Here is a 26,993-nt window from a genome sequence, read left to right as displayed (position 1 = left end):
CCCTAGTCGTTCCGCCGCACCTCCAGCAGCAGTGCCTGGTCCGGGTTGAGGTTGGGCATGGGCAGTCCGGCCACCGTGAGCACCGCACCGGGCAGCGTGAGCCAGTCGTCGAGTGCGGTGGTCAGCCACGCCGGCCCCGAGGTCTGGTGGAAGGACGGCAGCCCCAGTTCGGTACGGACACGTACCCGGTAGGTGGCCTCGGGGGCGAGGCCGGGCAGTTGCACCCGCCCGGACTGCCCCTCGGGCGAGGTGGCCACCCGGGCCCAGCAGTACAGCGCGGCAGCACCGTCGTGCGCCACGACCCCGTGCAGCAGGGTCGCGTCGCCGGCGAGGTCGGCGCGGACCGTGCGGCCGCCGTGCAGCAGGGGGCGCAGTTCGCGGTAGAGCGCGGCCCAGGCGGTGAGCCGCGCGAGTTCCTCGGGGGCGCACCGGGTGATGTCCTGCTCGATGCCGGCATGCCCGAACAGTGCCGTGGTCAGCCGGAAGGCATCCGAGCTGACCCGGGCCGTGGTGTGACTGGTGCCGGAGCCGACGTGGGCGCCGATCAGCTCGGGCGGCAGCAGTTGGGCCGTCCACCGCTGGATCATCTGACGCTCCACCGGATCGTTGCAGTCCGAGGCCCAGACCCGGTCGGTGCGGGCCAGGATGCCGAGGTCGATCCGGCCGCCTCCGCTGGCGCAGCTCTCGATCTCCAGCCCGGGGTGGCGCTCCTTGAGGGCGTCGATCAGCCGGTACAGCGCGAGGACCTGGGCGTGCGCGACCGGGCGGTCGGCGCCGCCGTGCACGGCCTCGTGGAGCTCCCGGTTGTGGTCCCACTTCAGATAGGCGATGCCGTATTTGTCGACCAGGGCGTCCAGCGCGCCCAGCAGGTAGTCCCACACCTGCGGGTTGGCCAGGTCCAGGACGTGCTGGTGCCGGGAGGACGGTCCGACGCCGCGCGCCGGGCCGAGGACCCAGTCGGGGTGTTCCCTGGCAAGGTCGGAATCCAGGTTGACCATCTCCGGCTCGACCCACAGCCCGAACTCCATGCCGAGCGAGCGCACATGGTCCACCAGCGGGGTCAGCCCCTCGGGCCACACCACCGGGTCCACCGTCCAGTCCCCCAGCCCGGCGTGGTCCGAGCGGCGCCCGCGGAACCAGCCGTCGTCGAGCACGAAACGCTCGACACCGACCTCGGCGGCCTTGTCGGCGAGCCGCAGCAGCCGGTCCAGATCGTGGTCGAAGTACACCGCCTCCCAGCTGTTGAGGATCAGCGGGCGGGGGGTGCGCGGGTGGGCGGGACGGGCCCGCACCAGGGTGTGGAAACGGTCCGCGAGCCCGTCGAGGCCCTGGTCGGACCAGGTGAAGTGACACACCGGCGTGGTGTACGACTCACCGGGGGCGAGCCGGATCTCCCCGGGCCGCAGCAGCTCTCCGCCGCCGAGCACCGCGGCATGGGTGCCCGCGCCCTCCGGCAGCTGCTCGACGAGATACCGCTGGTCGCCGCTCCAGGCGAGGTGCACGCCCCACACCTCGCCGTGGCCGAAACCGAACCCCGGCACGCCGACCGTCACCAGGTAGGGCGAGTCCAGGCCGGGTTTGCCGCGCCGCACCTCGCGGGCGTACGTGCCGAAGCCCAGCGGGCGGCGCTGCGGGGAGCGCTCCCGGCTCCACTTGCCGGTGAAGTCCAGGATCTCCGCGGCCCGGCGGGGCAGCGGCAGCATCGTGGTGACCTGCGCGAGGTCGTACGGCTCCGGGGCGGCGTCCGGTCGGCGGCCGATCCGCGTCTGCACGCCCAGGACGCCGGAGGGCTCCAGGCGGTAGGTGACGGTGACGTCGAGTGCGGCTCCGGGGTCGGTGAGGTCCAGGGAAAGCTCCCCGCCCTCGGCCTGCGGGCGGTACGACGTCCCGGTCAGACTGAGCCGCGGTGCGGCGGCGGTGCCGGCCAGGTGGCCCTGGTGGGCCGGGGTGCCGGACCAGCCGTCCGCCTCGGTGGGCCAGACGGTGAACCGGCGCGGGATGTCGATGGAGTTGTTCAGCACGGCGGGCTCACCGGTCAGGGCGAGCGCCGCCAGGCCGTCCTCCGTCAGCTCGCCCAGGTCGGCTCCCCAGTGCAGGACTCTGGGCACCGGCTCGGCGAGCTCGACGACGAGTGAGGTGCCGGCCGCGCGCAGGGTCAGAATCCGCGCGGTGGTGTCAGGCATGCAGAGTCCTTTCATGGATCCGGTCCGCCGGACGGACCCTCGTCGTGGGCCGCGTCCGGCGCCCGGACAACCGGTTGCCTTCGGTGGTTCAGCTCTTCGCGAGCAGCGTCCTGCTCTTGTCCCGCATGTCCGTGAACACGGAGTCGTCCTTCTGACCGGCGAAGTACGCCTCGAACAACGGCTCCAGCGCGTCCTGCAGGGCGGCGCCGTTGCCGTAGACCGGGGAGGGGTAGAGGACCTTGCTCTTCAGCATGTCGGTGAAGACGGACAGGTCCACACCCTTGGCGGCCAGCGCCTTGGCCGAGGAGTCCATGGCGGCCGGGATCGACGGGAAGAATGTACCCGTCTGCGAAGCCTTGGACTGGCACGACTCGGAGCCCATGTAGGAAACCCACTGCCAGGCCAGGTCCGGGTTCTTGGTGCCGGCCCAGATGTTGTTGCCGTTGGAGTTGCTGAGCACGGCCCTGGTCCGGCCGTCGGGGCCGTAGGGAGTGGGGGCGATGCCGACCTTCAGGTTCGGGATCTTCACGAAGGTCGCGGCCTCCCACGAGCCGGCGCTCTCCATGGCGACCTTGCCGGACGCCAGCAGGTCCACGTCGCTGACACTGTTGGCGAAGTCACCGATCTTCGGTGCGTAGCCCTTGTCGGTCAGCGAGCGGATCCAGTCCATGGTCTTCACGAACCGCGGGTCGGTGTAGTTGAACACCGTCGGCCAGGTGGCCTTGTCGCCCAGGCGCCATCCCGTGGTGTCCACCAGCGGGCTCCAGGTGGTCTGGCCGATGAAGTCCTTGGCTGCGACCTGTCCGTAGCCGTAGGTCTTGACGTGCGCCTTGTCGAAGCCCGGCTGGTCGCCGCGGCGTCCCTTGGTGTCGATCGTCATGTGGGCGATCATCTTGCCCAGCGTGCCGCCGTCGTCGGGGTTCCAGGTCAGCGAGTCGACGTCCTTCTTGCTGTACCCGGCCTTGGCCAGCGCGTCCGCGCTGTAGTAGATGCCGGTCGCCGCCCAGTCCAGCGGCAACGCGTACTGCTTGCCGTCGGTGAACTTCCAGGCCTCCACGCCGACCGAGAAGCGGGACAGGTCGAACTTGTCCTTGGCGATGAAGTCGTCCAACGGCATCAGCTGGTGCTGGGACGCGTACGCCTGGAAGAACTGGACGCTGTTCTGGAAGGCGTCGGGTGCGCTGCCGGCCACGAACCCGGCGGTCAGCTTGGTGAAGTAGTCCGCCACGTTGTACTGGCTGATCTTCACCGTGACACCGCGATGGGCCTTCTCGAAGTCCGCGGCGCACACCTGGTACGCGGCGGCCTGCTTGTCGTCCCAGGTCCACCAGTTGACGGTCCGGGAACCGCCGCCGGCGGAGGAGCCGGAGGAGCAGGCGGAGACCACTGCGGCGAGGGTGACCGTGGCGCCGAGCGCGACGGCCTTGCGCAGTCGCAGCACTTTTCTCATCGTTCCTTCTTTCCTTCAGGACGCAGGGGCGGGGGACGGCACCCCTGGCGGACGGGACGACGTCTTCAGGAGCGCGCCGAACGCGCTCAGTGCGGTGGCCAGGTCCTCGGGACCGCCGGCGTCATGGCCGTTGAACTCCCACAGCCGTAGCTGCTTGGGCCCGGCGTAGGCGTGGTACGCGGCGATCGCCGTGACCGGCGGGCACACCTCGTCGCGCAGCCCGGCGGAGAACCAGGCGGGGGCGGTGGCCCGGCGGGCGAAGGCGAGCCCGTCGAAGTAGGCGAGCGTCTCGAAGGTCTGCTCCACCAGGTTCCGGCGGGCGGCCAGATAGCCGACGATCTCGGCGTAGGGCTCCGCGTCGGTGAGCCGGGTGGCCTGCCGGATGTCGCACAGGAACGGCGCCTGGAAGTGCGCGGCCGCGAGGCCGGGTACGAGTCCGGCGACCGCGAGTGCGATTCCGCCGCCCTGGCTGGGTCCGACGACGGCGACCTTGACCGGGTCCACCAGATCGGCGCGGCCGCGCAGCGCCTCCACGGCGCGGACGGCATCGGTGAAGATGCGCCGGTAGACGTAGGTGGTCCGGTCCTCGATGCCGCGGGTGAGGAAACCCGGATGCGCCGGGCCGCTGCCGACCGGGTCGGGCGTGCCGCCGCCGCCCGCCCAGGCGCCGCCCTGACCGCGCGCGTCCACCAGCAGATGGGCGTATCCGGCCGACGCCCACAACAGGTCGTCGATGGGCGCGCCGCGCCCGCTGCCGTAGCCGTGGAACTGCACCACGGCGGGCAGCGGACCGGACCGCCGCCGGGGCATGCGCAGCCAGCCGCGGACCGGATGCCCGTCGAAGCCCGGGAAGACGGCGTCGAAGACGTCCACGGTCTCCAGACCGGTCGCCACCGGGGTCAGGTCCAGCGTCGCCTCCTGCCGGGCACGTGCCTCGGCGAGGGTGTCCTTCCAGAAGACGTCGAAGTCGGCGGGCTCCCGGTACGCGCTGCGGTAGGAGAACAGCTCGGGCAGATCCTGCTCGGTCAGCACGGCACCGGCTCCCCTCGCGGGCGCAGGTCCGCGTCGAAGGTGACCTGTGTCCTGGCCGGGACGCGCACGACGACGCCACGGTCCCGGTGGCGGACCCGGACCGGCTCGGCGTCGTCGCCGGCGAGTCGACGCACCGTGACCGAGGTGAGCGCGCCGCCGCGCCAGGCGAAGTCGACGGCGAGGCCGCCGCGGCAGCGCAGGTCCCTCGCCTCGCCGTCCGGCCACTCGGCGGGCAGGGCGGGCAGCAGGTGGAGGGTGCCGGTGTGGCTCTGCAGCACCATCTCCGTGAGGGCGGCCATGAAGCCGTGGTTGCCGTCGATCTGGAAGGGCGGATGGGTGGAGAAGAGGTTGGGCAACAGTCCACCCCAACGGGATCCGTCGACCGGGGCGTCGGCGCCGGGGTCGCCGTCGAGCGGGCGGCTCGCCTGAAGCAGAAGGCCGCGTGCGGTGGCGGCGTCGCGCAGCCGGGCCCGCAGGGCGATCTTCCACGCCCAGGACCAGCCCATGGCGCCCGGACCACGGCGGTCCAGGGACCGCAGCGCGGCCTCGGCCGGTCCGGGGGTGGTGTCGGGATCGATGAGGCCGAGCGGGTACACGGCGGACAGATGGGACAGGTGACGGTGGTGCGGATCGGCCTCGGGCAGGTCCTCGGCCCACTCCTGGAGCCGGCCGTCGGCGGAGATCCGCGGCGGGCGCAGCCTGGGCAGCGCGGCGCGGATCTCGTCGGCCGACGGGGTGTCCAGGTCGAGGATGTCGGCCGCTTGCAGGACGCGTTCGAAGGTGGCCCGGGTCAGCGCCATGTCCATCGCCGAGGAGCGGGTCAGTGACCGGGGGGTGCCGTCGGCATCCAGGAAGAGGTTCTCGGGAGAGGTCGAGGGGAGGGTGTCGAGGTGCCCGGTGCCGTCGTCGACCAGCCAGTCGAGCAGGAACTCGGCGCAGCCGCTGAGCAGCGGCCAGGCCCGATCCCGCAGGAAGTCCAGGTCGCGGGTGAACTCGTAGTGGTCCCACAGGTGCTGGGACAGCCAGGCGCCGCCCATCATCCAGATCGCCCACGAGGGGTTGCCGTGACCCATGCCGACCGGCAGCGCCCAGCCCCAGGGGTCGCTGTTGTGGTGCGCCACCCAGCCTCGGGCGCCGTACAGCTGCCGCGCCACCTCGCTGCCCTGAGTGGCCATCCGGTCGAGCAGGTCGAACAGCGGCTCGTGGCAGTCGGCGAGGCCGGCGGCTTCCGCGCCCCAGTAGTTCATCTGGGCGTTGATGTTGAGGGTGTAGTTGGACGACCAGGCGGGGCGCAGGTCGGCGTTCCAGATGCCCTGGAGGTTGGCCGGGGGACCGGCGTGCGGGCGGGAGGCGGTGGCCAGCAGGTACCGGCCGAACTGGAACAGCACGGTGGCGGTGAGGCGTTCGTCGTTCCCGCTGAGGATGTCGCGCGCCACGTCGTGGGTGCCGCCGCGCCGGCCGCCGATGCGCAGGGCGGTGCCGCCGAGGAGGCCGCGCAGATCGGCTTCGTGGGCCTTGAGCAGGTCCTCGGCGCCCTGGAAGGCGGCGTGCGCGGCCGTACGGGGCGCGGCCTCGAGGTGGGTGGCGCGGTCCGCCAAGGGCTGTCCGCGCCAGTGGCGGGCGGCGTTGGTGGAACTGGCGAGGGTGACCAGGACGTGCGAGGCGCCCGCGACGAGCAGGCTGCCGTCCGCGACGGTCACCTGGCCGTCGGTGCTCAGGGCGAGGGCGAGCGCGCCGAAGGGGTCGTAGCCGTCGACGGGTCCGTCGGCATAGCGCAGGGGCTCGGCGACATCCGGTTCGTGGGCGGGCGCGCCGTCCACCGGTATCTCCACGCCCAGGGTGAGCCCGCGGACGGTGGCCGACCGGTGCACCTCCCGCAGCGGGGTGGACAGTTCGACGCGCAGGTCCACGGTGCCGCCCGCTGCGTCCATCGTCGCGCACAGGGTGCGCGCCACGGCGTCGGCCCAGACCCGGCGGTGCACCGCCGTGCCGTCGAGGTCGAAGCGTTCCTCGGCCACCGCGGTGTCGAGGTTGAGGGTCCGGCCGCCGTAGGCGGCCCGCTCGCCGCCGGAAACGGTCAGCCACAGGTCGGCGTAGGGCAGGTACTCCTGGCTGTACGGCCCCTCGAAGGCCATCAGCAGCGCCTCGGCCCGGTCCTGGTCGCCGGAGCGGAGCGCGGCGCGGACCTCCTCGAGCCGCCGTGGTCCGGCGCCGGCCGCTCGGACCGCGGCGAGGGCGGTGGCCGGTCCGCCGGGCGTTCCGGACCACACGGTGGAGTCGTTGAGCTGGATCCGGGCCCGGTGGCCGCCGCCGAAGACCATCGCGCCGAGCCGGCCGTTGCCGACGGGCGCGGCCTCGGTCCACTCGGCCGCGGGCGCGGGCCATCGCAGCACCAGGTCGGTGGAGTGCATGGCTGTGCCGTCCAATCGAGGTGGGGAGCCGGTCATTTCAGGCCGGAGAAGCCGATGGAGTTGACGACGCGCTTGCCGAAGGCGATGAAGAGCAGCAGCATCGGCAGCGCCGCGATGAGCGCGGCGGCCATCAGACCCGCCCAGTCCGGTGCGGCCTGCGGCGAGGACTGCTTGAAGACCCCCAGGGCGAGGGTCAGCGGCTGCACGTTCTGCCCGTTGGTGATCAGCAGCGGCCAGAAGTAGTCGTTCCAGGCGTTGACGAACATCAGCAGCGACACGGTGGCGAGCGGTGCGGACGACATCGGAAGGATGATCCGCAGGAAGATCCGCAGCGGTCCGGCGCCGTCGATGATGGCGGCCTCCTCGACCTCGCTGCTCAGTCCCAGCATGAACTGCCGCAGGAAGAACAGCGTGAACGCCTGGAAGAGGCCGCCGGGCAGGATCAGCCCGGCGAAGGTGTTGGTGAGGCCGAGGTCCTTCACGAGGACGAAGTTGGGCAGCAGCGTGAACACCCCGGGGACCATCAGGGCGCTGATCAGGACGTTGAACACCAGGTCGCGGCCACGCCAGTGCAGCCGGGAGAAGGCGTAGGCGGCGCACGCGGAGAACAGCACGATCAGCGCCGTCTGCACGGACGCGTAGATCAGCGAGTTGCGCAGGTACAGCGCGATGTCGAGGGAGGCCCCGGAGCCGCCCTGGGCCTGCGCCTCGGCGGTGGAGGCGATGCCGAGGGCCCGCTCGAACGCGCCCCAGGTGAAGCCGACCGGCAACGGCGAGGAGGGGTCGGTGGCCAGCTTGTAGTTGTTCGACAGGGCGGTGCGCAGGATCCAGTAGAACGGGAAGAGGGTGGCCAGGACGATGACGCCGAGGTAGATCCAGGCCGCGATCCTGCCGGGTGAGAACCTGCGGGTGTCCTGGCGGGGCCGGCGCGGGAGGGCCGTCCGGCCGGGTGCGAGGGTGACAGCCACGTCGGCCTCCTTCAGTTCAGGTCGGACTCGCCCGCGCGGGCGAGCCGCAGCTGGGTGAAGGTGACCGTGATGAGCAAGGCGAACAGGGCCAGTGACAGCGTGGCGGCGTAGCCGAAGTCGAACTGCCGGAAGGCCTTGTCGAAGATGTACATCTGAAGCACGTTCGAGGCGTTCGCCGGGCCGCCCCTGGTGGTGACCTGGACGATGTCGAACACCTGGAAGGAGTTGATCACGGTCAGGACGACCACCATGACGAGGATCGGTCGCAGCAGGGGCACCGTCAGCCGGCGGAACATCTGCACCTCGCTCGCGCCGTCGACCCGGCCCGCCTCGTAGATGGTCGGCGGGATGGTCTGCAGACCGGCGAAGATGAGCAGGGCGTAGTAGCCCATCCACTTCCAGACGCTGATCGCGGCGAGTGAGGGGATCGCCCATCCTCCGCTGCCGAAGAAGAGGATCGAGTGGCCGGTCAGGTGCCTGAGCACGATGTTGACGACGCCGAGTTGCGGGTCGAGCATCCACTGCCAGACCAGGGCGGCGATGACGTTGGAGATCAGGAACGGCAGCAGGATCACGCCGCGCAGGACGGACGACCGGGCCACCCGGTGCAGCACCACCGCCGTCACCAGGGAGATCAGGGTGCCGAAGCACACGGACAGGACGACGAAGTAGACGGTGACGAGCAGGGAGTGCCAGAAGACGTCGTCACCGGACATCTCCCTGAAGTTGGCCAGTCCCACCCAGTGCGGCGGGGTGAGGACGTGGAAGTCGGTGAAGCTGAGGTAGATGCCGCGCAGGGTCGGATAGGCGAAGAAGACCGCGAAGCCGGCCACGGCGGGAAAAATCAGCAGCAGGGCGGCCGGCAGGTCCCGGCGGCGGGCCGCCGCCGACCTGGTCGGGGTGTGGCGGCCCGGCTTGCGGACCGTGCGGGGCCTGCCCGGTCGGGTGGCCGTGGTGGCCACCGCGGCGGACGGCGGTGGGACCGGCGTCGTGGGGTTGCCCTGTGATGTGACCACCACGGCACTCTCCTTACGTGTTCGGGCGGCTGGATCGCCGACGGACGGCGGACGGGGATCGGACTGTGATCTGAAGGGCGATCAGAGGACGATCAGAGGGTGATCCGGTCCACGTCGGACACGTAGTCCGAGGGGTTGCCGAAGCTGATCGTGTTCGCGCCCGCCTTGAGCTGAACCGGCACGGTGATCGACTGCGGGTGGCCCCAGTTGTTGTCGTTGGTGCCGGGCAGCGGCAGTTGGAAGGACGTCCCGCCGGCGGTGACGACGACCGTGCGGCCGGAGGAGCCGTCGGTGTAGTCGAGCTTCATCAGGTACGTGCCGTCCTTGGGAGCGGTCACGTCGGTGATGGAGACCGACCCGTTGTAGCCGAGGTTGCCGACCTTCTTGCCGCCGGAGCACGCGGAACAGTCCGCGATGCTCGCGTTGCCGCTGAGGGTGTTGCCCGGTGCCTCCGCCTCGTAGGAGACCGGTCCGCCGGCCGCCGGCGTGGTGACGGCCACTGCCTTGCTCGGCGCGGAGACGCGGCCCCTGGCGTCGTGGGCGACCACGGTGAAGGAGTATCCGGTGGCCGCGCTCAGACCGCTCACGGTGGCGGCGGTGCCGGTGACGGTGGCGGCCTTCGTCCCGTTCGCGTAGACGTCGTAACCCGTCGTGGCGGTACCGGAGTTCACCGCGTCCCAGGCGAGCGAGACGCTGGTGGCGGTGGAGGCGGTGCCGTGCACGGCGAGCGGGACGCCGGGGTGGGTGCCGGTGCTGCTCGGGGTCAGGCGCAGCAGGCGTGAGCCGTGCGGCGGCAGGTCGGCGGTGAAGGAACCGCCGACCGAGCCCAGGTCCTTGTGGCTCCACAGGTCACGGACCGCCGCCTTGCCGCTGATGCCCAGGTCGCTCCAGTTCGCGGTCACGTCCGCATAGCCGCTGCCGAGGTTGAACAGCGCCACGGTGTAACTGCCGTCCGGGTTGCGGGCGTACCAGACCTGCTGGGGCGTGTCCTGGCTGACCGGCCTGGCCGGGTGGCCCGCCTGGTCGACCGCGATGACCTCGTCGTTGGTGAGCAGCTTCAGACCGTAGGAGTCGAGCTTGGTGAGGTCGTCGCCGATGTACAGCGGCGCGGACTCGATGGCCCACAGCGTCATGTAGCTCTGCCGCTCGACGTCGTTGATGCCGTCCATGGCGCCGACGCCCACGTCGAGGGAGTCGAGGTTGTTCCAGTGGCCCGGACCGGCGTCGGGTATCCACTGGACGACGTCGTTCCACCGCTGCTTGACCGAGTTGTTCCAGGTCACCAGCGTGTCGCAGTAGCACTCCACGTCCGTGTCGACCCGCCACCCGTTGGAGTTGGCCTTCCACACGTCGGCCTGGTTGTGGCTGAGCGACCAGGACAGGATGAACTGGATGGGGCGGCCGGTGTTCTGCAGCGCGGTGTGCCACGCCTGGATGTCGGGGACGTTGTTGTGCGCGTCGTCGCCCTGGAAGGAACCGGGGCCGACTCCGTCGATCTTGAGGAAGTCCACGCCCCAGCCGGCCAGTTCGTCGGCGACGGACTGGATGTACTTGGTGGTGCAGGGGCTGGCGAAGTTCAGCTGGTAGGAGACGTTGTCCCAGCCGCTGGTCTTCCGCAGGTCCGGGTAGACGATGTCCTTGGTCGTGCACCCCGGCGCGTTGTAGATCGGCGTCCTGCCGTCGTTGTAGTAGTCCATGTAGAGGCCGACCGCCAGGTAGAGACCGAACTTCAGCCCCTTCCGGTGCAGGTAGTCCCCGACGTACTTCATGCCGTGCGGGAACTTCTTCAGGTCGGCGGTGGGGCGGGCGTAGTCGTCCGCGACGTTCTTGCCGTTGTCGACGTTCCAGCCGGCGTCCACGTTGACGTACTCGTAGCCGTGGGACTTCAGCTTCGAGGCCAGGACGTCGGCCTGCTGCAGCACATGGGACTCGGTGAGCCACTTCTCCCCGCCGTAGCCGGGGAAGTTGGTGGATTCGAGGCTCCAAGTGCTGTAGCCCATGTACGGCTTGGCGGCCACGGCCGAGGCGGCCGTCGCTTCGGAGGCCTGGGTGCCGGAAGCAGCCGGCGGGGTGGTGGCCCACGCGGTGGGCGCGGCGAGGGCCACCGCCAGCGCGGTGGCACAGGTGAGTGTTCTGAGGCGTACGGGTCGAGCTGGACGAGCCATGGATGTACTCCATCTCGGCGCGAGCGCAAGCGGTCTTCCGCCTGAGGATCGAGGGTGGTGGGAACTCCCTCGGTGGTGGTCGTCCCGGAGCGCCACCGAGGGGAGAACAACTGAGGACCACCGGGGAATGTGTGGCCACCCCTCTACGGCGCGGATCCGTCCCGTCCGCTCCGACGAGGAGTGCGGCGAATGTAGCCACGGTTTCCTTCCAGCGTCAACATAGTCGGCTCGTAGAAATCCGATGTCTCCGGACGGAAGTCCAAGGCCGCTGCGCCCTGTTGCTCTTCAGGTCGGCGCAGGCTGTGGCCGGGCGGGATGGGTAGCCCGTTGATTTAGTTTCCTTGGGAAATGTATCGTCGCTCCATGAGCCTCGCCGACCAGCCCCCCGCTGCCGCCCTGGTCTTCCAGACCCTGCTCCAGCACGGCCCACTGAGTCGTGCCGAGGTCGGGCGGCGGACCGGGCTGTCACCGGGAGCCGTCACCAAAGTGGCCACCCCGCTGATCGACGACGGGTGGATCGCCGAGGTGGGCCGGCCCACGGTGGAGCGGGCCAACGGCCGTCCGGCGACGTTGATCGCGGTGCGGGCCGAACGCGCCCGGTTCATCGGAGTGAAGGTCACCGGGGACGAACTCATCGGCGTGCTGGCCGACCTTACCGCTCAGCCGCTGGCGTCCCGGCGGGCCGCTCTCGGCTCGCGGGATGTGGGCACCGTGGTGGCGGCGATCGCCCGCCTGGTGGATCAGCTGCGGGCGGCGGCAGGCGCAGCGGGGCCCGACGGGATCCACAGCATCGGGGTCGCCATTTCCGGCGACGTGGACGGCCAGACCGGCACCGTGCAGTACTCACCCTTCCTGGACTGGCGCCGGGTACCGCTGGCTCAGCTGGTCGAGTCGGCCACCGGCACTCCGACGGTCATCGAGAACGACGTCCGTGCCCTGACCGTGGCCGAGCAGTGGTTCGGCGCCGGTGCCGGCCTGTCGTCGTTCGCCGTGGTCACCGTCGGTGCCGGCATCGGCGCCGGTCTCTCCATCGGCGGCCGCGTGGTCTCGGGGGCGCACGGCGTGGCGGGCGAGATCGGCCACCTCCCGGTGGGCGGCACCGACCGCACCTGCACCTGCGGCAACACCGGCTGCGTCGAAGCGGTCGCGTCCACCCACGCGATCACCGAGCAGGCCCGCCAGGCCACCGGCGACCCGGAGTTGACCATGGAGAAGGCGGTCCGGCTCGCCCATGCCGGCGACCCCGCCGTCCGGGCCGTCTTCGCCCGCGCCGGACATGCCATGGGCCTGGCGCTGGCCTCGGTCGCCAACCTCATCGGCCCGGAACGGATCATCATCTCCGGTGAGGGCGTGGCGTCCTACGACCTGTTCGCCGACCAGATCCGCCAGACCTTCGCCGATCACGCCTTCGGCGCCGCCGCGGACTGCGATCTCGTGGTCAGGCCGCTGCCCTTCGAGGAGTGGGCCCGGGGCGGTGCCGCGGTCGCGGCCCAGCGCGTCTTCGCTCCGCTCAAGTAGGCGACCAGGCGCCCGTCGTGCGTCAGTAGGTGTCGGAGTCGGGGACCACATGCATCGCGGCCTCCTCGGCCGACGCGCCGGCGCCGTCCAGCCCGACGTCGGAAGCGACCAGGTCGGACTCGGTGTTCTCGTGGCTTCCCTCGTCGGGCGCGAGCAGCCGTCCGGCACGCACATGGCCGACCTCGTCGTCGATGAGCTCGCCGTCCGTGTCCCAGGCGTCCCCGATACCGTCGCCGTCCAGGACACCGATGTCCGGTACCTCCTCGGCGAGGCGCTCGTCCAGGCTCTCCCCTCGCTGCCGCTCCGCCGCCGTGACGCCGGTGTGCCGCACGCCCCAGGGCCGCTCCGGGGGAGAGTACCCCTCGTCCAGCGCCTGGTCACCGGCCCGGTAGTCCAGGGTGTCGGACGCGTCCAGCAGTCCGGCGTCGTCCTGCACCTCCGAACCGTCCGGCTGGTAGACCTCGTCACCCATCGCTGCGTCGGCCACGTGCGCTCCTTCCATGTGCGTGTTGTCTTTCTCGCACACTTCGGGCAGGGGCACTGGCCCAGGACTGCACAATCCTGTCTCGAGCGTGCAGAGTTCGCCGCTCGCCGCTCGCCGCTCGCCGCTCGCCGTCCGCAGGCCGTCGCCGGGACGCCGTGCGCCCGCCGAGCATGTGGGCCATGAGCGAAGCCGATGCCCCGGGGACCACCACCACGGCGTCCGGCCCCGGCTTCGACCTGGGCACCGGCATGGCGACCCCGCGGTGGGTCATGGCGCGGTCGGCCACGACGTCGAGACCGATGTGGGACTGCACAACGAGCCGCCGGAGCCGCGCCGGTGGACAGCGTCGCCGGACAGGCGCCGTTCAGGAGGGCAACTGGCTCCGCAGCCACTCCTCCACCTCGCCGACGTGCGCGGCGGCCGCCGCCCTGGCCGCCTCCGGGTCGTGCGCGGCCAGGGCGCGGTGGATCGCCGCGTGCTCGCGGCGGGTGCGTGCGAAGGCGCCCTCTTCCTCATAGCCGCGCCACACACGGGCGCGGAACGTCCGCGAGGACAGGCCCTCCAGGATCGCCGCCATCGTCTCGTTGCCCGCCGCGACAGCGATCTCCCGGTGGAAGGCGAGGTCGTGCGCGAGGATCTCCTCCGGATCGTCCGTCGCGTTCATCGCCGCCAAGTGCTTCTCCACCTCGGCGAGTTGGTCGGCCGTGATACGGGCGGCCGCCAGCGCCGTCGCCGTCGACTCCAGGACCCGGCGCACCTCCAGCAGTTCCACCAGGCGCTGCCCGCGCGAGAGATCGGCCACCACGCCGAAGGTCTCCAGCAGGTCCCCGGCCTCCAGTCGGGTGACGTAGATGCCCGAGCCGTGCCGGGCCTCCAGCACGCCGAGGACCGTGAGCGCGCGGATCGCCTCCCGCATCGAACTGCGCGAGATGCCGAGCTGTGCCGCGAGGTCGCGTTCCGTCGGCAGGCGCTGGCCCGGCTCGAGCCGGCCTTCGGCGATCATCGCCTTGATCCACTCGATGGCGCGCTGGGTCACCGTGCCCTTCTGCGTGCCGGTCCCGGCCGTCGGCTCCCCGTCGGCGGTCTCGTCCACGCCACTCCTCCTGTCGCCGGTGCGCCGCAGTCTAGCCCGAGGAGTGGTCGGACCACTACACCTGTAAATCGCAAAAAACTGACCCGGAAGGGCGCTGTCGGCTACGAGTGGTCTAATAAGTGTGCGGGGGGACCGGTGGATCTCGCTTGAGGAGAGGAGGAGCCGACGGGTGGCCGGCAGTGCAGCGCGGGACAGACGGCGAAGCAGGCGAACCTCCGCGTGGGCGGTGCGTGCGACGGCTGCGGCCGCCTGCGGCGCGCTGGCGCTCACGGCATGCGCCGGTACCAAGAGTGAGGGCAGCTCGAGCGCCCCGGGCCGCAGCGGTACGGTCGCTGTGATCCTGCCCCAGCTCATCTCGCCGTTCTGGCAGTCGTACAACGACTACGTGCCCAAGATGGCGAAGGCCGAGCACGTCGACGCCCTCCCGACCGTCAACTCCAACAGCGACTCCCTGCAGCAGTACACCGACATCCTCAACGAGCTCAACCGGGGCGCGAAGGGCCTGGTCATCGCCCCGGTGGACAGCTCGGCCATCGAGGCCGGGCTCGACCAGGCCCGACGCAAGGGCGTACCGGTGGTCGCCGTCGACGTCGCGCCCGACAAGGGCAGGGTCGCGATGACCGTACGCGCCGACAACGTGGCGTACGGGGAGAAGGCCTGCGACTACCTCGGGCAGCACGTGCCCAGCGGCAAGATCGTGCAGATCGAGGGTGACCTCAACTCGGTCAACGGACGTGACCGGTCGGAGGGCTTCCGCTCCTGTGTCGAGAAGAAGTACCCGAAGCTGGAGGTGCTGGACGTCCCCGCCAAGTGGGAGTCCGACACCGCAGCCGCCAAGCTCGGCACGCTCCTCGGCGCCAACCCCGACATCAAGGGCATCTACCTCCAGGCCGGAGGCGTCTACCTGCTGCCCACGCTACAGACCCTCAAGTCCCAGAACATGCTCAAGCCGGCCGGTCGGCCGGGCCACATCGTCATCGTCTCCAACGACGGCATCCCGCTGGAGTTGGGCGCGATCCGCAAGGGCGAGATCGACGCCACCGTCTCGCAGCCCACGGACGCGTACGCCAAGTACGGCCTGTGCTACATCAAGGCCGCGATGGAGGGGAAGACGTTCAGGCCCGGCCGCACCGACCACGGCTCCACCATCGTCAGGCTGCCGAGCGGCATCCTGGAGGACCAGCTGCCCGCCCCGCTGGTCACCAGGCGCAACGTCGACGACCCTCACCTCTGGGGCAACGCGTTCCCATGAGCACGCCACCGGTTGAGGCGCGAGGCGTCATCGGCCCCGAGGGCCCACCTTCCGTTCTCGAACAGCACCCCGCGCTGTTCGACTTCGGCGCCTTGTCGGACACGACCCACGACCGGGTGATCGAATACGTGGACCATCTGCACGAACACTTCCTCAACCCCAAGAAGGGGCACGCTGCATGAGCGACTTCGAGGGCCTCAGGGCCCTGGTGACCGGCGGGGCCTCCGGCATCGGTCGGGCCACCGCGGAGCTGCTGCTGGAGCGCGGGGCACAGGTGGCCGTCCTGGACCTCGACCCCTCGCAGGTCGAGAAGCCGTTGCTCGCCCACCGGGCGGACGTCGGCGACGACGCGTCCGTACGGGCCGCCGTCGCCGCCGCCGTCGCGGGCCTCGGCGGTCTGGACGTGCTGGTCAACAACGCGGGCATCGGCGCCCAGGGCACGGTGGAGGACAACGACGACGAGCAGTGGCGGCGGGTGTTCGACGTCAATGTGCTCGGCGTCGTCCGGACGACCCGAGCGGCGCTGCCGCACCTGAGGAAGTCCGCCCACGCGGCGATCGTCAACACCTGCTCCATCGCCGCCACGGCGGGCCTGCCGCAGCGGGCCCTGTACAGCGCCAGCAAGGGTGCCGTTTACTCGCTGACCCTCGCCATGGCCGCCGACCACGTCCGCGAGGGCATCCGCGTCAACTGCGTCAACCCCGGCACGGTCGACACGCCGTGGGTCGGCCGCCTCCTCGACGCCGCCCCGGACCCGGCCGCCGAACGGGCGGCGCTCGAGGCCCGCCAGCCCACCGGCCGACTGGTCGAGGCCATCGAAGTGGCGGGCGCCATCGCCTACTTGGCGAGCCCCTGTCCGGCGCGACCACGGGCACGGCGCTCGCTGTGGACGGCGGCATGCAGGGCCTCAGGCTGCGGCCGGTGGGCCGGTGAGCGCGCTCGGCGGGCGCGGGGTCGAGGTCAGCCCGCTGGCCTTCGGCGCCGCGGGCATCGGCAACCTCTACAGCGAGATGAGCGAGGAGCAGGCGTACGACGCGGTCCAAGCCGCCTGGCAGAGCGGGATCCGCTACTTCGACACCGCCCCGCACTACGGCCTCGGCCTGTCCGAACGCCGCCTCGGCGCTGCCCTGCGCGAGCACCCCCGCACCGCGTACACCGTCTCCACCAAGGTGGGCCGCCTGCTTGAGCCCACGGACGAGGGCGGCGACGACCTCGCGAACGGCTTCGCGGTCCCCGCCACCCATCGCCGCGTCTGGGACTTCAGCGCGGACGGCGTACGACGCGGTCTCGAAGCAAGCCTCGCACGGCTCGGCGTGGACCGGGTCGACGTGGTCTACCTGCACGACCCGGACGACCACGCCGAGCAGGCGTTCCGCGAGGGCTACCCGGCGCTGGAGAGGCTGCGTTCCGAGGGCCTGGTGGGGGCGATCGGCGCGGGCATGAACCAGGCCGAGATGCTGACCCGGTTCGTGCGCGAGACGGACGTGGACGTGGTGCTGTGCGCGGGCCGGTACACCCTGCTCGACCAGCGCGCCCTGACCGAGCTGCTGCCCGCGGCGGCCGAACGCGGGGTGTCGGTCGTCGTCGGCGGCGCCTTCAACTCCGGCCTGCTGGCCGACCCGCGGCCGGGCGCCACGTTCAACTACGCCACGGCCCCCGAGGAACTGCTCGACCGCGCCCTGCGCCTGAAGACGCTGGCGGAACGCCACGGCACCACGCTGCGGGCCGCGGCCCTGGCGTTCTGCTCCGCGCACCCGGCCGTGGCGAGCGTACTGGTGGGCGCCCGTTCGGCGGCCGAGGTGCGCGACTGCGCCGAGCAGTTCGCGGCGACCGTACCGGCCGGATTCTGGCAGGAGCTGAGAGAAGCCGGCCTCCTGCCCCCGCACGCCCCCGTGCCCACTGAGGAGCCGTGATGAGAGTAGCCCTGCACACCAAGGTCCGTGCCGACCGCGTCGAGGAGTACGAGGCCGCCCACCGGGAGGTGCCGAAGGAGCTCACGGACGCGATCCGTGCCGCCGGAACGACCTCCTGGACCATCTGGCGGTGGGGGTACCCCCTGCTCGAGCGAAGCCGAGAGCTCGGGGGAGGGACCGACCTCTTCCACGTACTGGAGTGCGAGGACTACACGCGGCTGCTGGCCGAGCCGGAGAAGCTGCCCGTCAACGTCGCCTGGCAGGCACGGATGGCGGATCTGCTCGACGTGGTGCACGACTACTCGGCCGAAGGCTCGGACGCGGGCCTGCCGGTGGTCTGGGAGCTGCCGTGACCGTGGACGCGCACCACCACGTGTGGGACCTCTCCGTCCGCGACCAGGACTGGATCAGGGGCCCGGAACTGGAGCCGATCCGCCGCAGCTTCACGATCGCGGACCTGGAACGTCTGGCCCGCCCCGTCGGCGTGGACCGCACCGTACTGGTGCAGACGGTCACCGTGGCCGAGGAGACGCCGGAGTTCCTGGACCTGGCGGAGCGGAACGAGATCGTCGCGGGAGTCGTCGGCTGGACGGACCTGACGAGCCCCGACGTGGCGGACACGCTGGCCCGCCTGCGGGAGCTGCCCGGGGGCTCGTATCTGCGCGGCATCCGTCACCAGGTCCAGGGTGAGGCGGACCCCGAGTGGCTGCTGCGCCCCGACGTACGCCGGGGCCTCGCCGCCGTCGCGGACGCGGGCTTGGTCTACGACCTGCTGGTGCTGCCCCACCAGCTCCCGGCGTGCGTCAAGGCGGCGGAGTCGCTTCCCGAACTCACCTTCGTCCTGGACCACTTGGGCAAACCCCCGATCGCCTCCGGAACCATGGAGCCGTGGGCGTCCCGCATCCGTGCCCTCGCCGCCCTGCCGAACACGGTCTGCAAGCTGTCGGGCATGGTGACGGAGGCGGACTGGAAGACCTGGCGGGTGGAGGACCTGCGCCCCTGCACCGACACGGTCCTGGAGGCCTTCGGCCCGTCCCGGCTGATGTTCGGATCGGACTGGCCGGTGTGCACGCTGGCGGCGACGTACGCGGACGTTTCGGACGCGGCGGTGGCGCTGACGGAAGGCCTCCGTGACGACGAGCGCCGCCAGATCTTCGAGGGCACCGCCACCCGCGTCTACCGCCTTTGAGTCACCGGCGCGGCCAGCCGGGTCGGTGGCATGAACTCGCGGACGTAGGTGCGGTGCCAGCAGGCCCCCGTCTCCCGCAGTTCACGCCACGTCGTGTACCGGTAGCGGAAGAGGCGCGCCCGGATGTAGCGCGGCGGCTCGTCCGGGGGGAAGGGGGAGCGGCGCAGCAGCTTCAGGGTGTCGCGGTCGTTCTCCAGGAGACGTTCCACCAGGCCGCCGAACCAGGACCCCGCGTACGCGGGGGACAGCGCCGCGAACCACATCAGCCAGTCGAGCCGCAGGTGGTATGGGGCGAACTGGCGCGGCCAGTGCCGTGGATCGCCCGGTTTGCCCTTGAACTCGTACTCCCGCCACTCGGAGTCCTCCCGCGGCACGTCGTCCGCTGTGCCCTCCACCACCACCTCGTACCGGATCCGGCTGACGCTGCCGAACGCGCCGTAGGTGTTGACCAGGTGCAGCGGGTCGAAGGAGCGGTTCATGATCTGGCCGCGGGAGATCATGTTGCGTACCGGGTGGTAGCCGAGGGCGAGCAGGCCCGCGCCGACCGCCAGGACCAGGACCTCGTACCACAGGGGAGCAGCGGAGACCTTCGGGGCAGTGGTGGGGAACAGGACCGCCGACAGGCCCAGCACGATCGTGATCCAGTTAAGCCAGGAGAAGTTGCCCGAGAGGACCAGCCACAGCTGCGTCACGATCATCAGGGACGCGGCGGCCGTCGCGACCGGCTGCGGGGTGAACAGCAGGACCGGGACGACCAGTTGGGTGACGTGGTTGGCCGCCACCTCCACCCGGTGCAGCGGCTTGGGCAGATGGTGGAAGAACCAGCTCAGCGGGCCCGGCATCGGCTGCGTCTCGTGGTGGTAGTCCAGGCAGGTCAGCTGCCGCCAGCAGGCGTCCCCGCGCATCTTGATCAGCCCTGCGCCGAACTCCAGGCGGAACAGGATCCAGCGCAACAGGAACAGCACCACGATCGGCGGCGCCACCTCGTCGTTGCCCAGGAACACCGCAAGGAAGCCGACCTCCAGCAGCAGCGACTCCCAGCCGAAGGAGTACCAGGTCTGGCCGACGTTGACGATCGACAGGTACAGCAGCCACGGGATCAGCCACAGCACCATCCCCGCCCACAACGGCACCAGCGAGTCGGCCCCCGCGACCAGCGCCGCCGACACCGCGCACCCCGCCCACGACCAGGCGGCGAAGAAGCGGTCCGAGTAGTGGAAGTGGAAGACGCTGGGCGCCAGTTTGAACGGCACCCGGGCGACGTAGCGCGGCACCGGCAGCATGCCGCGCTCCCCGATCAGCGCCCGGAACTGCAGCGCGGCGGTCAGGAAGGCGACGAGGTACACCACCGCCAGGGCCCGCTGGAAGACCAGTCGGCTCAGCCAGTACTCCGGTGCGACGAACCAGTCCACGGCAACCGCTCCTCTCCCTCCAGTGTGACCCGGTACCCCCGGCCGAACCGGTCAGCCCGTCACTCCGTGTACACCTCGGCTCGGCCTGCGTGACCCGACGACGGCGGCCCGGCCCACACGGCCGTACCGGACCGCGGGGCCGGGCACCGCCGGGCCGGGGCCCTGGTCGACCGAGTCGGCAGAAGTCGAAGAATCCGGCAATCCCTGGCATGGTGGCCCCATGGTTGATCGGGGAGGGAGCACCCTGTCACTCCCGGAGGACTGGCCCGCCCACCCGGATCCGATCCTGGCGCTCAACCGCATGGGCAGCTTCGACTGGGACCTGGACACCGGGCTGTTCCACATGGACGCCCGGGCCCACGAGATCTTCGACATACGCCCCGAGGACTACGACGGCCGCCCCGATAGCCTGCGGTCGCGCGTTCCACCGTCCGAGGGCCGCCGCGTCGACGCCCTGGTGGCCCGGGCCATCAAGGACGGCAGCGAGAACTACGGCACCTACTTCCGCGTCCGCTGCCGCGACGGCACCCTGCGCTGGACCCACACCCAGGGCTACATCCGGCGCGACGAGACGGGCCGTCCGCGCCGGATCATCGGCATCGTGCGCGACGCCACCCAGGAGCTGCGCGACGGCCTGGCCCGCACGGAACAGCTGGCCCAGGACGAGGCGCTGCGCCGGCAGACGAGCATCGTCGAGTCCACCACCGCCGCGCTCGCCCACGCCCGCACCGTCCAGGACGTCATCGACGTCCTCAAGGACAGCCACGGCCTCACCCACCTGGGTGCGGCCAGCCTCGTCATGGGCCTGGTGGAGGCGGGCCGCATCCGGATCGTCGCCGAGGGCCCCGAGGGCAGCTCGGTGCCCGGCACCCGGGTCACGCGCGTCGACGAGGCCTACCCGATGAGCGAGGTGGTACGGACCCTCCGCCCGCGGTTCATCGAGTCGCCGGAGGAGTTCGCCGAGCGCTACCCCGTCCTGTGGCCGCACCTGACGGACCTGCGCATCACCTCCGCCGCCTATCTCCCGCTCGTCGCGCAGGCCCGCCCCATCGGCGCCATGGGCCTGCTCTACGACGACCGGCGCGGCTTCACCCCCGACGAGCGCAACGTCCTCGTCGCGCTCGGCAGCAGCATCGCGCAGAGCCTGCAACGGGCCATGCTCTACGAACAGGAGAAGGACCTCGCCCAGGGCCTCCAGCAGGCGATGCTGCCGCGCTCCATCCCCAGCGTGCCCGGCGCCGACGTCGCCGTCCGCTACCGCTCGGCGGCCCTCGGCCGGGACATCGGCGGCGACTGGTACGACCTGATCCCGCTGCCCGGGGACCGGGCCGGCGCCGTCATCGGTGACGTACAGGGCCACGACACCCACGCGGCCGCCGTCATGGGCCAGCTGCGCATCGTCCTGCGCGCCTACGCCGCCGAGGGCCACCCGCCCGCCACCGTGATGGCCCGTGCCTCCGTCTTCCTCAAGGAACTCGACACCGAACGCTTCGCGACCTGCCTGTACGCCGAGGCCGACCTGGCCACCGGAGTGGTGCAGCTGGTCCGCGCCGGCCATATCGACCCGCTGCTCAGGCTGTCCGAGGGCACCTGCCGGCGGCTGCCCGTCGAGGGCGGCCTGCCGCTCGGGCTGTCCGCCGAGTTCGACCGCCTGGAGTACCCGGTCACCACGGTGGAGCTGGACCCCGGCCAGACCCTGGTGCTGTGCACCGACGGCCTGATCGAAGAGCCGGGCGCCGACCTCGACGAGGGCGTGCACACCCTTCAGGAGCTGGTCTGCGCCGGCCCGGACGACGTGTGCGACCTCGCCGACCGGCTCATCGACGCGGCCGAGGAGCGGGGCGGCGACGACGACGTGGCCCTGCTGCTCCTGCGGCGCCGGGGGCTCACCCAGCGGTCCGGCGACCGCCTCCGGCAGGACGTCCCGCCCGGGGACCGGGAAGCCCTCACCGCCGCCCGGCACATGATCCGCGCCACCGTCCGCGCATGGGGTGCCGGCGAGCGCTCCGACGAGATCGAACTGGTCGCCGACGAGCTGATCACCAACGTCCTCGTGCACACCGAAGGCACCGCCGTCGTCACCCTGCGGGTCCTCACCGGCCACGCCCGCCGCTTCCGCGTCGAGGTCGAGGACGCCTCCAGCGCCCTGCCCCGCCGCCGTGACGCGGGCGAGTCGGAGGTCTCCGGCCGTGGCCTGCTGCTCGTCGACCGGCTCGCCGACGTGTGGGGCGTGGAGGCCCGCGGCGGCGGCAAGGTCGTATGGGGCGAGTTCACGGTCCAGGAACGCGGCTGACGGACGCGACGGGTGGCGACGTCGGTGGCTGGTGGCACCCTGGACACATGCCGGAACTGCCCGAGGTCGAAGCGCTCAGGGACTTCCTCGCCGACCGTCTCGTCGGCCACGAGGTGGTCCGGGTGCTGCCCGTCGCGATCAGCGTCCTGAAGACGTACGACCCACCGGTCACCGCCCTCGAGGGCCGCGAGGTCACCGGCGTCGCCCGTACGGCAAGTTCCTGGACCTGGACGCCGGCGGACTGCACTTCGTGACACACCTGGCCCGGGCCGGCTGGCTCCAGTGGAAGGACCGCCTGCCCGACGGCGCGCCCCGCCCCGGCAAGGGCCCGCTCGCGCTGCGGGTCGCGCTGGAGACCGGGGAGGGCTTCGACCTGACGGAGGCGGGCACTCAGAAGCGGCTGGCGGTGTACGTCGTCGGTGATCCGCTCCAGGTGCCGGGCATCGCCCGCCTGGGTCCGGACCCGCTGGCCGACGGCTTCGGCGAGCAGCGCCTCGCCGAGCTCCTCGCGGGGGAGCGGCGCCAGATCAAGGGCGCGCTGCGTGACCAGAGCCTGATCGCGGGCATCGGCAACGCCTACAGCGACGAGATCCTGCACGCCGCCCGGATGTCCCCGTTCAAGCTGGCCTCGTCGCTGTCGCCGGAGGATGTGCACCGCCTGTACGACGCACTGCGCACGACGCTGACCGAGGCGGTCGAGCGTTCGCGCGGCCTGGCCGCCGGGCGCCTGAAGGCGGAGAAGAAGACCGGCCTCCGGGTCCACGGCCGTACCGGGGAGCCCTGTCCGGTGTGCGGCGACACGATCCGCGAGGTCTCCTTCAGCGACTCCTCGCTGCAGTACTGCCCGACCTGCCAGACGGGCGGCAAGCCGCTGGCGGACCGCAGGCTGTCCCGGCTGCTCAAGTAGGCGGACCGTCCCGGCTGCTCGAGGAGAGAGGGCAGCGCCGGTCAGCGGGCCTTCAGCGTGACCAGGTGCTGTCCGTCCTTGGTGCGCACATCGAAGTGGTCGATCTGGTCCGATGGCATCCCCGTGCCGCCCTGGAGCGTGGTCGGCTCGCCGTCCTCCGCGGGATCCATCCAGCTCGCCACCGTCTGCTCCGAACCGTCCTTGCCGACCACGACGAGGCGGCAGGGATGCGGCCCCGACCGGTCCTTGACCGTCACGTCGATCTGGCTGCCCCAGACCTCGTCGTGCGCGGTGATCCGCGCCCATACGCCCGTGTCCGGGTCGGTCGCGGTCATGGCCGTCACGGTGGTGGACGTCGAGCCGTGCCCGGCGACCAGAGCCGTCGTCGGCCCTCCGACCGCGAACACCACGGCCGCCGCGACCGCGTACAGCCACCGCCGGCGCCCGCTGCGGTGCTTGGTCGCCACCTCGTCGAGCAGCCGCTCCAGCAGCCGGGGCCCGGGCGCCGCGAAGGGGTGCACGGACCGCGGGGTCGCCCTGCGGTAGAGCATCAACTGACGCGCGGCGGGGCGGAACTGCGTCACGTGCGCCGCGCACGTCGGGCACTCCATGAGGTGGTCCTCGAAGCGGAAGGCTTCCGCCTCGTCCAGGACGCCCAGCGCGTAGGCGCCGACGTCGCGGTGGCGTTCCAGGGACCTCATACCAAATCCTCAGGCCGGTGGGCGGGGTGGGGGTGGTGCTGCTGTTGCCCACCGGTACGGACCAGGCGGCCGAATCACTCAAGGCCGTTACCGAATCGCGGCCAAGAAAGGTGTTCGGAGCCGCCGGGCCGGCGGATTGGTCGTCCCGGGAAACTTCTTCAGAAGAGATGGATGGCGAGATGTCCCAGGGGGAGTCCCAGCTGCCAGGCCGGCGTCCACACCTTGGGGCCGTCGTCCTCGCCGACCACCGGGCCGCCGCCGGGCACCGCGTCCAGATCGGGGGCGAGCAGCTCGGTCTCCTCCAGCCAGCGCCAGGCCGCCGCGGCCAGCTCCAGGTCCGGCGCCGGTCCGCCCGACCGGGCCGCTTCCGCGGACAGCTCCGCCATCCGCTCGCACACCCAGTCCTGCCAGGGCTGGTCGTACGCCGTCAGCGAGAGCCAGGTCTCCAGTTGCGAGACGACCCGGATGCGGGAGAGCTCGCCACCCGTGTCGGACAGGAAGATCGTCAACGCCAGCGCGTCGCGCCCGGCGCGGAACTCGAAGGACGTCGGCGGCATCAGGTCGCCGGTCCGCAGCAGCTCGTCCGCGATGTACTCGGCGTACAGCCATGCCATGGGAACGGTCAGTTCACCGCCGTCGGTGCCGTCCGTGCTCTCGTGGCCTCTGTGCAACATCCCTTCCTGCCTTCCTCCGGTGCGTGCGCGTCGCCCGAGACTCGGGCCCCAGTCCGCAACACGGATGAGGCAAGCCCATTGCTCAACCATGGTCCGCAGCAAGGCGCTTTGCGAAGGCTTGACTCTGGCTTCGGTTTCACCGCAGGTCCGCCGCGTATCCCGGAAGGACCCGGCGCAGGGCGCGCAGGGCGTAGTACGCACGGGACTTCACAGTACCGGGCGGAATCCCCAGTGTTCGGGCGGCCTCCGCCACACTCGCCCCGTGGAAGTACACCTGCACCAGGACTTCCCTGTGCTCGGGAGTGAGTGTCTTCACAGCCCGCCGTACGTCGAGCGTCGCGGCGGCCCGTTCGGCGTGGTCGGCGATCACCCGGGCGTTCTCCGGGACGGCGTCCCCGACCTCGGCGGGACGGGCCTGACGCGCCCGCTTGGCGTCGATGGCGAGCCGCCGGCCGACGGTGAGCAGCCAGGGGCGCACGGAGTCGAAATCAGGCGCGCGCAGCGCTTCGGGGTGTTGCCAGGCGCGTACGAACGTCTCCTGCAGCAGGTCCTCGGCGCGCTGACGGTCACCGTCCGAGAGCCTGAGCAGCAGCGCGAAGAGGGGACGGCCGTGCTCGCGCTGCAACTCGGCCAGCTCGTGCTCGGCGGTCGTCCCGGTGGTGGGGGTGGTGCTTCCGGCCGTCATGGGCGTATGGCAACGCGCCTTCGCCCGCCGGGACAGAGCCGGGACGGCGCGGTGCGGTGGGCGGTCGCTGTTCGTCGGTGAACGGTGCGGTGAGCGGTCGACCGGAGAGGCGAGGCGGGCCTTCCGGTGTCGGATCAGGAGGTGGGCGGGGCCTTGGCCAGCTCGGAGCGCCGGTAGGAGTAACCGAAGTAGACGATCTGGCCGATCAGGAACCACACGGCGAACCGCACCCATGTCTCCCACCGCAGGAACGTGATCAGCCAGAGCGAGAAGACCACACCCATCGCGGGGAGGAACGGCATCCACGGCGTCCGGAACGTGCGCGGCAGGTCCGGCTGCCGGTAGCGCAGCACGATCACCGCCGTACACACCACGACGAACGCCAACAGGATGCCGATGTTGGTCAGTTCGGCCACCTGGGCGATCGGCAGGAACCCGGCGATGAGGGCCGAGGCGATCCCGACGATCCATGTCACACGGGTCGGGACGTGACGTGTGGGGTGCGTCTTGGCGAACCACGAGGGCAGCAGTCCGTCGCGCGACATGGAGAACCACACCCGGGTGACGCCCAGCATGAACGTGAACATGACGGTGAGGATGCCGATGATGGCCCCGATCGCGATCACGTCCGCGAGCCCGCTGAGGCCGACCGCCTTGAACGCACTGGAGAAGCCGCTCTCCTTGTCGATGTGCTGGTACTTCTGCATGCCCGTCAGGACCAGGCAGGCCGCCACGTACAGCACCATGGAGATCGCCAGCGAGTAGACGATCGCCTTCGGCATGTGGCGCTGTGCGTCCTTGGACTCCTCCGCGGCGGTCGACATGGCGTCGTAGCCGAAGACCGCGAAGAACACGGTCGCCGCACCGGTGAACGCGCCGCCGACGCCGTAGGGGAAGAACGGGTGGTAGTTGCCGCTGTCGATGTGGAAGACGCCGACACCGATCACCAGCAGCACGACGAGGATCTTCAACCCCACGACGAACGTCTCGAAACGGGCCGCGTTGCGGATGCCGAGGTTCAGCAAGTACGCGATCAGCAGGCACAGCACGAGCGCGAACAGGTCCACCCGGTGTCCGGCGCCCGTGCCCGGCGCCCCCAGCATCCACGCCGGCAGGTGCGCGCCCATCTCGCCGACGAGGAAGCCGAAGTAGCCGGAGATGCCGATGGCGACCACCGCCACGATCGCCGTGTACTCCAGCAGCAGGTCCCAGCCGATGAACCAGCCGGCGTACTCGCCGAGCACCGCGTAGCCGTACGTGTAGGCCGATCCCGCCTTCGGGATGAGCCCGGCGAACTCGGCGTACGACAGGGCGGCGGTCGCGCTCGCCAGGCCCGCGATCAGGAACGACACCAGGACCGCGGGTCCGGCGGTGCCGTTCGCGACCGTGCCGGCGAGGGTGAAGATGCCGGCGCCGATGATCCCGCCGACGCCGATCGCCGTCAGCTGCCACAGGCCGAGCGAGCGCTCGAGCCGGGTGCCCTCGCCGACCTCCGTCTCGTCGATGTGCTCGATGGGTTTGCGGCGGAGAATTCCCTCGCCCTTACGGAGTCCGGCCATGAGCCTCACCTCTTCGCGGACCTCTTCGCGGACGGCAATGCGCTGGCCGGATCATGATGGCGCAGCTCCGCCGGGGAGGGAAGACGGC

21 protein-coding genes and 2 pseudogenes are annotated in these 26,993 nt (G+C 71.1%); 9 read left to right on the top strand and 14 right to left on the bottom strand.

The genetic code is table 11. The annotated features are described in order from the left end of the window. Positions 1 to 2 precede the first annotated feature (2 nt). From N8I84_RS05770 to N8I84_RS05740, 7 genes are all read right to left on the bottom strand, one after another. Entirely contained in the window at positions 3 to 2,183 is a 2,181-nt protein-coding gene (locus N8I84_RS05770; RefSeq protein ID WP_263228538.1) for an alpha-galactosidase, read from the bottom strand. 88 nt (positions 2,184 to 2,271) lie between these two features. Further along, positions 2,272 to 3,633, bottom strand: a complete 1,362-nt coding sequence (locus N8I84_RS05765) for an ABC transporter substrate-binding protein (RefSeq protein WP_263228537.1) — start codon at positions 3,631 to 3,633, stop codon at positions 2,272 to 2,274. Between the two features lie 15 nt (positions 3,634 to 3,648). Next, positions 3,649 to 4,665 (bottom strand): acetylxylan esterase, encoded by a 1,017-nt coding sequence (locus N8I84_RS05760; RefSeq protein WP_263228536.1) that lies wholly within the window; start codon positions 4,663 to 4,665, stop codon positions 3,649 to 3,651. After that, positions 4,659 to 7,076: a glycoside hydrolase family 95 protein gene (locus tag N8I84_RS05755; protein WP_263228535.1), complete on the bottom strand. Its 2,418-nt coding sequence runs from the start codon at positions 7,074 to 7,076 to the stop codon at positions 4,659 to 4,661. The genes N8I84_RS05760 and N8I84_RS05755 overlap by 7 nt, the downstream gene beginning before the upstream one ends. Before the next feature lie 32 nt (positions 7,077 to 7,108). Beyond that, positions 7,109 to 8,044 carry a carbohydrate ABC transporter permease gene (locus N8I84_RS05750; RefSeq protein ID WP_263228534.1) on the bottom strand — a complete coding sequence of 312 codons (936 nt, stop codon included), beginning with the start codon at positions 8,042 to 8,044 and terminating at the stop codon, positions 7,109 to 7,111. Between the two features lie 11 nt (positions 8,045 to 8,055). Next, the gene (locus N8I84_RS05745; RefSeq protein WP_263228533.1) at positions 8,056 to 9,063 is read right to left on the bottom strand and encodes a carbohydrate ABC transporter permease; all 1,008 of its coding nucleotides are present in this window, start codon (positions 9,061 to 9,063) and stop codon (positions 8,056 to 8,058) included. 89 nt (positions 9,064 to 9,152) lie between these two features. Continuing rightward, positions 9,153 to 11,225: a fibronectin type III domain-containing protein gene (locus N8I84_RS05740; protein ID WP_263228532.1), complete on the bottom strand. Its 2,073-nt coding sequence runs from the start codon at positions 11,223 to 11,225 to the stop codon at positions 9,153 to 9,155. Between the two features lie 363 nt (positions 11,226 to 11,588). Here N8I84_RS05740 and N8I84_RS05735 point away from each other — a divergent pair, with 363 nt between their 5' ends. After that, positions 11,589 to 12,743: an ROK family transcriptional regulator gene (locus N8I84_RS05735; protein ID WP_263228531.1), complete on the top strand. Its 1,155-nt coding sequence runs from the start codon at positions 11,589 to 11,591 to the stop codon at positions 12,741 to 12,743. Between the two features lie 22 nt (positions 12,744 to 12,765). On the opposite strand, the gene N8I84_RS05730 is transcribed toward N8I84_RS05735, so the two are convergent. Both N8I84_RS05730 and N8I84_RS05725 read right to left on the bottom strand, forming a co-directional pair. Next, complete coding sequence (locus tag N8I84_RS05730; protein WP_263228530.1) at positions 12,766 to 13,245, bottom strand: DUF5709 domain-containing protein; 480 nt, start codon at positions 13,243 to 13,245, stop codon at positions 12,766 to 12,768. Between the two features lie 346 nt (positions 13,246 to 13,591). Next, positions 13,592 to 14,320, bottom strand: coding sequence for a FadR/GntR family transcriptional regulator (locus N8I84_RS05725; protein ID WP_263228529.1), 729 nt, complete (start codon positions 14,318 to 14,320; stop codon positions 13,592 to 13,594). A 169-nt stretch (positions 14,321 to 14,489) separates the two neighbouring features. Here N8I84_RS05725 and N8I84_RS05720 point away from each other — a divergent pair, with 169 nt between their 5' ends. The 6 genes and pseudogenes from N8I84_RS05720 to N8I84_RS05695 all read left to right on the top strand — a co-directional run bounded on the left by N8I84_RS05720 (position 14,490) and on the right by N8I84_RS05695 (position 18,674). After that, positions 14,490 to 15,572: a sugar ABC transporter substrate-binding protein gene (locus N8I84_RS05720; protein WP_390898856.1), complete on the top strand. Its 1,083-nt coding sequence runs from the start codon at positions 14,490 to 14,492 to the stop codon at positions 15,570 to 15,572. Further along, positions 15,569 to 15,754, top strand: a complete 186-nt coding sequence (locus N8I84_RS05715) for a hypothetical protein (RefSeq protein ID WP_263235055.1) — start codon at positions 15,569 to 15,571, stop codon at positions 15,752 to 15,754. Before N8I84_RS05720 ends, N8I84_RS05715 begins: the two co-directional genes overlap by 4 nt. After that, positions 15,751 to 16,505, top strand: a pseudogene (locus N8I84_RS05710) (SDR family NAD(P)-dependent oxidoreductase). The gene N8I84_RS05715 and the pseudogene N8I84_RS05710 overlap by 4 nt, the downstream one beginning before the upstream one ends. After that, the gene (locus N8I84_RS05705; protein WP_263228527.1) at positions 16,502 to 17,485 is read left to right on the top strand and encodes an aldo/keto reductase; all 984 of its coding nucleotides are present in this window, start codon (positions 16,502 to 16,504) and stop codon (positions 17,483 to 17,485) included. The pseudogene N8I84_RS05710 and the gene N8I84_RS05705 overlap by 4 nt, the downstream one beginning before the upstream one ends. After that, positions 17,485 to 17,838, top strand: coding sequence for an L-rhamnose mutarotase (locus N8I84_RS05700; RefSeq protein ID WP_263228526.1), 354 nt, complete (start codon positions 17,485 to 17,487; stop codon positions 17,836 to 17,838). The genes N8I84_RS05705 and N8I84_RS05700 overlap by 1 nt, the downstream gene beginning before the upstream one ends. Next, complete coding sequence (locus N8I84_RS05695) at positions 17,835 to 18,674, top strand: amidohydrolase family protein (RefSeq protein WP_263228525.1); 840 nt, start codon at positions 17,835 to 17,837, stop codon at positions 18,672 to 18,674. The genes N8I84_RS05700 and N8I84_RS05695 overlap by 4 nt, the downstream gene beginning before the upstream one ends. On the opposite strand, the gene N8I84_RS05690 is transcribed toward N8I84_RS05695, so the two are convergent. After that, on the bottom strand, positions 18,662 to 20,086 hold the full coding sequence (locus tag N8I84_RS05690; protein ID WP_263228524.1) for a lipase maturation factor family protein: 1,425 nt from the start codon (positions 20,084 to 20,086) through the stop codon (positions 18,662 to 18,664). The two genes, N8I84_RS05695 and N8I84_RS05690, sit on opposite strands and share 13 nt — an antisense overlap. A 220-nt stretch (positions 20,087 to 20,306) precedes the next feature. Here N8I84_RS05690 and N8I84_RS05685 point away from each other — a divergent pair, with 220 nt between their 5' ends. Together N8I84_RS05685 and N8I84_RS05680 are read left to right on the top strand one after the other, a co-directional pair. Further along, positions 20,307 to 22,379 (top strand): SpoIIE family protein phosphatase, encoded by a 2,073-nt coding sequence (locus N8I84_RS05685; RefSeq protein ID WP_263228523.1) that lies wholly within the window; start codon positions 20,307 to 20,309, stop codon positions 22,377 to 22,379. A gap of 47 nt (positions 22,380 to 22,426) precedes the next feature. Next, positions 22,427 to 23,286, top strand: a pseudogene (locus tag N8I84_RS05680) (Fpg/Nei family DNA glycosylase). Positions 23,287 to 23,327: 41 nt separating this feature from the next. On the opposite strand, the gene N8I84_RS05675 reads toward N8I84_RS05680, so the two are convergent. The 4 genes from N8I84_RS05675 to N8I84_RS05660 all read right to left on the bottom strand — a co-directional run bounded on the left by N8I84_RS05675 (position 23,328) and on the right by N8I84_RS05660 (position 26,905). Then, complete coding sequence (locus N8I84_RS05675) at positions 23,328 to 23,987, bottom strand: zf-HC2 domain-containing protein (RefSeq protein WP_263228522.1); 660 nt, start codon at positions 23,985 to 23,987, stop codon at positions 23,328 to 23,330. 158 nt (positions 23,988 to 24,145) lie between these two features. Beyond that, positions 24,146 to 24,661, bottom strand: a complete 516-nt coding sequence (locus N8I84_RS05670; RefSeq protein WP_263228521.1) for a hypothetical protein — start codon at positions 24,659 to 24,661, stop codon at positions 24,146 to 24,148. A 136-nt stretch (positions 24,662 to 24,797) separates the two neighbouring features. Next, positions 24,798 to 25,346 (bottom strand): sigma-70 family RNA polymerase sigma factor, encoded by a 549-nt coding sequence (locus N8I84_RS05665; RefSeq protein ID WP_263228520.1) that lies wholly within the window; start codon positions 25,344 to 25,346, stop codon positions 24,798 to 24,800. A 134-nt stretch (positions 25,347 to 25,480) separates the two neighbouring features. Continuing rightward, positions 25,481 to 26,905: an amino acid permease gene (locus N8I84_RS05660; RefSeq protein ID WP_263228519.1), complete on the bottom strand. Its 1,425-nt coding sequence runs from the start codon at positions 26,903 to 26,905 to the stop codon at positions 25,481 to 25,483. Positions 26,906 to 26,993: the final 88 nt, after the last annotated feature.

It is taken from the genome of Streptomyces cynarae (assembly GCF_025642135.1).
GTDB classification, from domain to species: Bacteria; Actinomycetota; Actinomycetes; order Streptomycetales; family Streptomycetaceae; genus Streptomyces; species Streptomyces cynarae.
Note: the sequence above shows the minus strand (reverse complement) of the source record. Positions and strands in the feature narration are given on the sequence as shown.

Excerpts from the sequence above, each read along its gene's own strand:
- N8I84_RS05660 (WP_263228519.1), bottom strand. The coding sequence starts at position 26,905 with ATGGCCGGACTCCGTAAGGGCGAGGGAATTCTCCGCCGCAAACCCATC.
- N8I84_RS05770 (WP_263228538.1), bottom strand. The coding sequence starts at position 2,183 with ATGCCTGACACCACCGCGCGGATTCTGACCCTGCGCGCGGCCGGCACC.
- N8I84_RS05665 (WP_263228520.1), bottom strand. The coding sequence starts at position 25,346 with ATGACGGCCGGAAGCACCACCCCCACCACCGGGACGACCGCCGAGCAC.
- N8I84_RS05670 (WP_263228521.1), bottom strand. The coding sequence starts at position 24,661 with ATGTTGCACAGAGGCCACGAGAGCACGGACGGCACCGACGGCGGTGAA.
- N8I84_RS05685 (WP_263228523.1), top strand. The coding sequence starts at position 20,307 with ATGGTTGATCGGGGAGGGAGCACCCTGTCACTCCCGGAGGACTGGCCC.
- N8I84_RS05765 (WP_263228537.1), bottom strand. The coding sequence starts at position 3,633 with ATGAGAAAAGTGCTGCGACTGCGCAAGGCCGTCGCGCTCGGCGCCACG.
- N8I84_RS05675 (WP_263228522.1), bottom strand. The coding sequence starts at position 23,987 with ATGAGGTCCCTGGAACGCCACCGCGACGTCGGCGCCTACGCGCTGGGC.
- N8I84_RS05700 (WP_263228526.1), top strand. The coding sequence starts at position 17,485 with ATGAGAGTAGCCCTGCACACCAAGGTCCGTGCCGACCGCGTCGAGGAG.
- N8I84_RS05740 (WP_263228532.1), bottom strand. The coding sequence starts at position 11,225 with ATGGCTCGTCCAGCTCGACCCGTACGCCTCAGAACACTCACCTGTGCC.
- N8I84_RS05755 (WP_263228535.1), bottom strand. The coding sequence starts at position 7,076 with ATGCACTCCACCGACCTGGTGCTGCGATGGCCCGCGCCCGCGGCCGAG.
- N8I84_RS05730 (WP_263228530.1), bottom strand. The coding sequence starts at position 13,245 with ATGGAAGGAGCGCACGTGGCCGACGCAGCGATGGGTGACGAGGTCTAC.
- N8I84_RS05715 (WP_263235055.1), top strand. The coding sequence starts at position 15,569 with ATGAGCACGCCACCGGTTGAGGCGCGAGGCGTCATCGGCCCCGAGGGC.
- N8I84_RS05735 (WP_263228531.1), top strand. The coding sequence starts at position 11,589 with ATGAGCCTCGCCGACCAGCCCCCCGCTGCCGCCCTGGTCTTCCAGACC.